The sequence below is a fragment of the Rhodococcus sp. (in: high G+C Gram-positive bacteria) genome (assembly GCF_049591685.1).
GTDB lineage: Bacteria > Actinomycetota > Actinomycetes > Mycobacteriales > Mycobacteriaceae > Rhodococcoides.
In genome coordinates this window covers 1-8557 of the sequence record NZ_JBAWFH010000438.1, presented here as the reverse complement: position 1 = coordinate 8557, position 8557 = coordinate 1, and the positions used below count along the sequence as shown (strand labels likewise).

The window sequence follows — 8557 nt, the reverse complement described above, 5'->3', positions numbered from 1 at the left end:
AACGAACCCACACCCACACCACGAGCAACCAACAACCGAGCCACATCCGACGAACGAGCATCCAACTCGCCGTACGACATCGACCGCTCACCTGCGACCAACGCCACCGCATCCACACCCGCACGTTTGACAGCCGACGCCAACACCTCGGACAACACACGACCCGCCACCGGCGCCCCGCCGCGCACCGGCACCAACGCCTCGCGCTCGGAGTCCGACAACAGTTCGAGCTGGCCGACGCGGAGCTCGGGATGCGTAGCGAATGCTTCGAGCACCCGGGCGATACGATCGACGATCTTCTCCACATCGGCCGCCGCGAACAGTTCGGGCAGGTACTTGGCCTCGATGTGCAGCCGCTCGTCGATCATCGCGACGAGCGTCAGCGGGTATTGGGCGGTATCGCTGCCGTCGACGATGTTCGACACCCTCAGCCCGGCGATGTCGGTCTCGTCGGAGAATCCGGCGCGGTCGACCGGGTAAGACTCGAACACGGTCAACGTGTCGAACGCGACGGCCGGCCCGACCGCTCGCTGGATTTCGGTCAGCCCGAGGTAGTGGTGGTCCAGCAGATGCGCCTGCTCAGACTGGAGCCGTTCGATGAACGCGCCGAGCGTTTCGCGAGGATCGATGGTCACCCGCACCGGCAGGGTGTTGATGAACAGGCCGATCATCTGCTCGATGTCGGTGATCTCCGGAGGCCGACCGGACACGGTCGCGCCGAACAAGACGTCGCTGCGTCCCGTCAGAGTGGCAAGAACGGTGCCCCATGCAGCTTGCACGAGCGTGTTGACCGTGACACCGCGGTCACGGGCCATCGTGCGCAGTCGCTCGGTGTCGCTTGCCTCGAGCGAGGTGAGGTGGATACCGGCCGTCGTCGATTCTTGTCGTCGGCTTTCGATGGGCGTGAGCAGCGTCGGTTCCGGCAAGCCGGACAGCGCCTCCACCCAGGCAGCACGTGCACTGTCGCCATCGCGCCGCCGCATCCACGACAGGTAATCGCGGTAGGCCGGCACCCTCGGCAGCACAGAGTCGTCACCGTTCGTTGCGTACAGGGTCAACAGTTCTCGAATGATCAGCGGCGTCGACCAACCGTCGATCAGGATGTGATGGTTGGTCATCACGAGGCGCCAGTGCGTATCGCTCACAGCGACGAACATGAAACGAAGCAGCGGTGCCTCCGCCATGTTGAACCGCGTGGACCGATCGGCTGCCATCATCGTTTCCAGCTCGATCTCGGCCTCGCCCCGGGTCAGGGACGTGAGGTCACGCTCCTGCCACGGAACGTCGACCGAGCGTTCGACCACCTGTATGGAGTCGCCGTCGAGGTTGTGCACAAATGCGGTTCGAAGGTTCGAGTGACGGTCGAGCAACGCCTGGGCGGCCCGTCGCAGCCTCGACGCGTCGACAGTCCCGGTGAGCTCCATGACCAATTGAACGATGTACGCGTCGACAGTTTGATCCGACAGTTCGGCGTGGAAGAGCATGCCGGACTGCAGTGGCGACATCGACCAGATGTCGGTGAGGTCGGGATAACGATGCTCGACGTCGTCGATCGAACGCTGATCCAGTGCAACGAGATCGAGATCGGATGGCGTGAAGCCGCCGGACTCCGGCAGGTTGGCGTGCGCGGCGAGGGAAGACAACGCCTGAACCCACAGCCGAGTGAGCTCTTCCACGTCGGCGCGATCCAATACGCCGGATGGGTAAGCGAACGTGGCCCTCAGAACGGCACCGTCTGTGCCCGTCGTCGTGACCGCGTTGATATCGAGTACAGCGGACACGGGTAGGTCCTGGTTCTGCACATCGCCGACCTCGTCGTCCTCGACCGGCAACCAGCCGACTCCCCTGAGGTTCTCGGGAATCCCCGCGCCGTAACGGCCGAGGTAGTTGAAGCTGACCTGAGGCGCGTCGAAAGTTCCGAGCACACTGCGCGATTCATCGTCGAGGTACCGAAGCATTCCGTACCCGATGCCATGATCCGGAACGCCCAGCAGTTTTTCCTTCACGGATTTGATCAACGATCCTGCCGAGGGCCCGCCCGCCAGGGCGTCGTTCAACTCGATTCCGCTCAGATCGACCCGTACCGGATAGATCGTGGTGAACCAGCCGACCGTGCGAGACAGATCTGCCCCGGGAACGACGTGATCCTCACGCCCGTGGGCTTCGAGGCTGATGAGGGAATCATCGGCGTCGATACCGCGGTCTCGTCGCCACGCGGCAACCGCAAGAGCAAGACCCGCCATCAGGCCGTCGTTGACACTGCCTTGGAAGACCTCGGGAATCGTGGTCAGGAGGTCTTCGGTGACTGCAGTGGACAGTTCGACCTCGACGTGCTCCACAGTGGCGAATACGTCGATGGTCGGGTCGAGCGGCCGCGATCCCACGAGCGGATCGGCACCCTCGAGCATGTTCTTCCACAGCGGCAACTCGGCGCGCCGTTCCACCGCAGCATCGACCAGCCCGTGGGCCCACCGTCGCATCGACGTGCCCACCGGCAGCAGAACCACATCTTGTCCCGCGCTGATCTGCGACCATGCGGTCGCCAGATCCGGCACCAGGATTCGCCAGGAAACCCCGTCCACGACGAGGTGGTGGGCGACGACGAGCAACCGCCCCGAGCTGTCGGCCGACTTCGCGGCGGGATCGTCGGTGGCACCGTCGGCGGGGTCGAACCAGACGAATTGGATCATGATGCCGGCAGAGGGATCGAGCCGTCGCGATGCCCGATCGAGTTCGGCGGCCGCGAGCGACGAAAACTCGGGACCCGTTGTCGAATCGACGGTGACGTGGTGGACCACAGCGGCTGCGGCCACCGATCCGGCCGGTTGCACGTCCATATGCCATCCGCCGGCGACGTCGACAGTATCGGCGCCGGTGCTTGTGTCGATGGTGTGACGCAGCCGGGCACGGAGCATGTCGTGGTGGTCGAGGACAGCCTGCACGGTGTTCTCGAGGGCGGACCTTTCGATGCCGATCGGCAGCGTCAACAGAGCCGTCTGCGTGTGCCGATCGAACACGTGCGTGCGATCGATCATCCACGAGACGATCGGTGTCAGCGGAACATCGCCGACTCCGGCCCCGGGCAGTTCCTCGAGAACGGCGACCGACGCACTGTCCGCGGCGAGCGCTACTTCGGCGAGTGCTGCGACGGTCTTACGTTCGAAGACGTCCCGCGGAGACAGGACCAGACCCGCGGCCTTGGCTCGGGAGACGAGCTGGATCGACATGATGCTGTCTCCGCCGAGCGCGAAGAACGAATCGTCGACACCCACGTCGTCGAGGTGCAGTACCTCGGAGAACAGGCCGGCGAGCAACTTCTCGATCGGAGTGTCGGCACCTCGTGAGGACTGCGGGCGATTGTCGAAGTTCGGGTCGGGAAGAGCCCGTCGATCGAGCTTTCCTGCCGGGGTCAACGGGATCGACTCCAGCGCAACGAATGCCGTCGGAATCATGTGCGCGGGCAGAGACTCTGCGACGTGATCGCTCAAGACTCGACTGTCGACCGCTGCACCCGAGACAGGAACTACATACGCGACGAGGATGATGTTCCCGGCTGGGCCCTTGACGCCGGCGGTGGTGACGAACTCGACCGTCGGATGCGCAGCAAGGACGCTGTCGATCTCGCCGAGCTCGATACGGAAGCCTCTGACCTTGACCTGCGAGTCGCTTCGCCCGACGAATTCGAGTGCGCCGGCACGGTTCCACCTGACCACGTCACCGGTGCGATACATGCGGGCGCCGGGTTCGCCGAACGGATTCGCGACGAAACGCTCGGATGTCAACGACAAACGACCATGGTAGCCCCGAGCGAGACCGGGTCCGGCGAGGTACAGCTCGCCGGGGACGCCGACGGGCACCGGCTTGAGTCGCGAATCGAGAACCACCTCGGCGAAACCGGTTGTGGGTGCACCGATGTCGACAGGCTCACCGGGTAGCAGTTCGGCGCTGATTGACGAGAAGATCGTTGCCTCGGTGGGTCCGTACGCATTGAACATCGTGCGCCCAGGCGCCCACCGAGACACGAGTTCCGGTGGACATGCATCTCCACCGGTTGCGATCACACGCAACTCGGACAAGCCTGTCGGATCAACCGATGCCAGGGCCGCCGGGGTGACGAACGCGTGGGTGACACTGCGCTCGGCCAGCAGACGCGCCAGGTCCGGTCCGCCGTACATCGCGGGCGGAGCGATCACCATGGTGGCGCCGGCGCCGAAAGCGAGCATGAATTCCAGGATCGATGCGTCGAAACTGGGCGAGGCGAACGCCAGGGTGCGCGCATCCGGCGTCACCGCGAAACGGGTTCTCTCTTCGGCTGCCAGGTTTGCCAGGCCTCGGTGGGTGACCACAACGCCCTTCGGCAGGCCGGTGGAACCGGATGTATAGATCAGGTACGCCGCGTCGTCGGCACGCAGCGGCTCCACCCGATCCGCGTCCGTGAACTGCTGCTCCGAGTACTCGGACGTAGTCGAGACGAATCGGGGCTCGTCGAGCACCACCCAGACAATCGAGTCGGACAATGCCGTGAGCGCTGCGTTGTCGGCGGTTGTCGTCAGACCCAGTGCCGCGCCGGAGTCGGTGATCATGTGGGCAATGCGGTCCGGCGGATAGGTCGGATCGACGGGTAGGAACGCCGCGCCGGCTTTGGCCGTCGCCCATATCGCGACGATGGTATCGGCCGACCGCGGTAACGCCAGCGCGACGACGTCGCCGGGGCCGACGCCGTGGTCGGCGAGAACGCGAGCCATTCGAGACGATCGCGAATCGAGTTCGCCATACGTCATGACCCCACCCTCGAACACGAGCGCGTTCGCCGACGACCCTGCAACAGCGACAGCGTCAGCAAGAATGTCCGGCAGCAACCGCTCGGGGCGCGAGACCGGGCCGCGTACAGGCGTCAGTGCCAGATGTTCCTCGGGCGTGAGCAGTTCGACATCGCCGACAGGGGTGGCTGGATTCAGGGTGACCGCGTCGAGAATCGCCACGAAGCGTGCAGCAAAGGCCTGCACAGTGGAGTTGTCGAAAAGGTCTGTGGCGTAACGGAAGGAAGCCTCGATGCCGGTCGGGACCCCGGCGGCGTCGAACGACTCCGACACGGTGAGCTGCAGATCGAAGTTGGCAATGTCGTTGGCGAGTTCGAGGGCTTCGACGGTGAGGCCGGGCAGCGCGATGTTCGGCTTGTCGGTGTGTTGGAACTCGAGCATCACCTGGAACAGAGGCGTGTATGCGGTGGAGCGTACCGGGTCGAGTGCGTCGACGACGCGCTCGAAGGGGATGTCCGCGTGTGTGAAAGCGGCAAGGTCGACGGTGCGCACGTGTGCCAGGAGGTCTTCGAACGATGCAGAGGCGTCGATGTCGGTGCGCAGCACCAGCGTGTTGACGAACATTCCGACGAGTTCGTCCAGAGCTGCATCACCGCGACCCGAAATCGGCGTGCCCACAGAGACATCCGACGATGCGGACAAGGTGGAGAGAAGCACTGCCAGCGACGCGTGGACGATCATGAAGACGCTGGAATCACGGCTGGCCGCCACCTCGAACATGCGTCGATGCACGTCGGAGTCGACGGCGAAGTCGACCGTCGCGCCGCGGAACGTTGCCTCGGCCGGGCGGGGACGGTCCACCGGAAGCTCGATGACTTCTGGTGCGCCCGACAGCGACTCGACCCAGAAGGCCAGCTGAGTCGACATCAGCGACGTCGGATCCGATTCGGAACCGAGGAACGCACGCTGCCATAGCGAGTAGTCCGCGTACTGAACGGGCAGCGGCGCCGTGTTCGGGGCCTCGCCCCTGGTCCGGGCGCTGTACGCGACGATGAGATCGCGGGCGAGCGGAGCAGTCGAGAATCCGTCGGACGAGATGTGATGGACCACGAACGCGAGTACGTGCTCGTTCCCACGCAACTCGATGAGTCGGGCGCGTACGGGCACGCTGCTCGACACGTCGAATCCGGCGGCCGTCACCTCTGTGACCAGTTGGTGCAGGTGCTCTTCGGATTCCGCACGCACGGGGGTCAGATCGGGCAACGACTGGTGCGCGGCGAGGATTGACTGAACCGGGCCGTCGTCGGTCAACGGGAAGACCGTCCGCAGTGATTCATGGCGGTCCACCACGTCACCCACTGCGCTTCGCAGTGCATCCAGGTCCAGCCGACCCGTCATGCGCATTGCGAATGCGACGTTGTAGGCAGCCGACGTGGTGTCGAACTGGTTGATGAACCACATGCGCTGCTGCGCGAGCGAGACAGGCACCGCATCGCCGCGCTCGACCGGTCCCAATGCGGGCCGGCCGTCGGTGCGGTAGCCCTGGGATTCGACAGTCGTGGCCAGAGCCCGAACGGTCGGTGCGTCGAACAGATCACGGACGGTCAGATTCGAGCCGAGGGCCGAGTTGACACGCGCTACCAGTCGCATCGCCACCAGCGAGTTGCCGCCGACAGCGAAAAAATTCTGGGTGACGCCGACGTGCTCGCCGCCAAGCAATTCTGCGAACTCGGCCGCGATGATTTCTTCGATCGGGTTGGACGGCGCGATGACATCGTCGTCTACAAGGGCGAACTCCGGTTCCGGCAACAATTTCCGGTCCAGCTTGCCACTGGCGTTGACCGGAAACTCCGTCAGTTCGACGATCAGAGACGGAACCATGTAGGCGGGAAGCGAATCCGCAACGGTTTCGGTGACGGCCGTGGCATCGAAATGGGTGTCACGAGCCGGTACCACGTAGGCGACGAGCACTTCTCCGGTCGAGGAGTTGCTGTGTACGAGCGCGACGGCCTGGGCTACGGATTCGTTGCGCAGCAAAGCGGCTTCGATCTCGGGAAGTTCGATCCGGAGCCCGCGAAGCTTGACCTGGAAGTCGGTACGCCCGATGTATTCGAGGTTGCCGTCGGCGCGCCACCGGACGAGGTCGCCGGTCCGGTACATTCGGGCGCCCGACTCACCGAACGGGTCGGCGACGAAACGGTCCGATGTCAGGTCGCCGCGCCCGACGTAGCCGCGAGCGAGCTGAATGCCCGCAAGATAGAGCTCACCCGGAGCACCGATGGGCGCAGGCTTCAGCGACCCGTCGAGCACGAAGACACGGGTGTTCCACACCGGAGCACCGATCGGCACAACCGTGAGATCGTCTGCCGCGCAGTGATATGCAGTGACATCGACTGCCGCCTCGGTAGGGCCGTACAGGTTGTGGAGCTCTGCGGCGGAGAATTCGGAGAATGCACCGACGGTAGCGGGCGGAAGGGCCTCGCCACTGCAGAAGACCAGGCGCAAAGATTCGCAGTCGCTCGGGTGAGCGCCTTCGACGAACACCGCGAGCATGGACGGCACGAAGTGCAGCGTGGTGATGCGCTCGCGAAGGATGACCCGCGAGAGGTATTCGGGGTCCCGATGCCCATCGGGCGCCGCGATGACGAGCTTCGCGCCCACCTGCAGCGGCCAGAAGAACTCCCACACGGACACATCGAACGTTGCGGGCGTCTTCTGCAGCACGTTGTCCGACGGTTCGAGCCTGTACTGGTCCTGCATCCACAGCAGACGGTTGACGATCGCCTCGTGGGTGACGGCAACACCCTTCGGTCGACCCGTCGATCCGGAGGTATAGATGACGTACGCCGTGTTGCGGCCCGTCACGTCGCCCACACGTTCGCTGGAACGAAGCGGCGTCGTCGCCCGATCCGACACGTCGATCAGATCGACGGCCAGGACGGGCGTCGCGACCGATACGTTGATCCAGTCTCGGCTGGTGGTGAGAATGCACACCGGCCGCGCACTCTCGATGACGTACGCAGAACGATCGACCGGGTGATCGGGATCGATGGGCACGTAGGCGCCACCGGCTTTGACGACCGCATACATGCCGACCAGGAGGTCGATGGACCGGCGAATGGCCAGGCCGACGTGAGACTCCGGACCCACACCCAGTGACACCAGGTGCCGAGCGAGCTGATTGGAACGCTCGTCCAATTCCCGGTAGGTGACGTGCTCTCCCTCGAATACCAACGCGATGGAGTACGGGCTGCGGGCTACCTGCAGATCGAACAGCGAGCCGAGCGTCGGGTCTTCGCCGACGACCGCGGGTAGAGCATGTTCGGTCGAATTCCACTGCTGCAGTACGGTTTCACGCTCGGCCAAGGAGAGTAGCTCGATGTCGCGAAGCGGAGCAGTGGGCGATTCGACGACCGAGCGCAACAACCGAAGGAACCGGTCGACGAAGCGGTCGATCGTGGACGAGTCGAAGAGTGCGGTGGCGTACGTGAACGCCGCCTTCGCGCTGCCGGACTCGGAGGGCTCTTCGTCGACGCGCAACTGAAGATCGAACTTGGTGGTACCCGTGTCGATCTCGCCGAAATCGACTGTCAGCCCGGGGAGTTCGAGGTGGGCGCTGTCGTTGTTCTGAAATTCGAGTAGGACCTGGAAGAGCGGTGAGTGGTCGGTGGAGCGGGAGGGTGCAAATTCGTCGACGAGTCGTTCGAACGGAATGTCGGTGTTGTCGAATGCTGCGAGGTCTGCTGCCCGGGTATGGGCGAGCAGGTCGGTGAACGACTGATGTGGGGACACTTCGG

1 protein-coding gene is annotated in these 8557 nt (G+C 64.3%); it reads right to left on the bottom strand.

Translation table 11 applies throughout. From position 1 onward, the window contains the following. Window positions 1–8557: amino acid adenylation domain-containing protein (locus WBQ44_RS18400; RefSeq protein ID WP_495568113.1), on the bottom strand; the 8557-nt coding region annotated here is incomplete at both ends.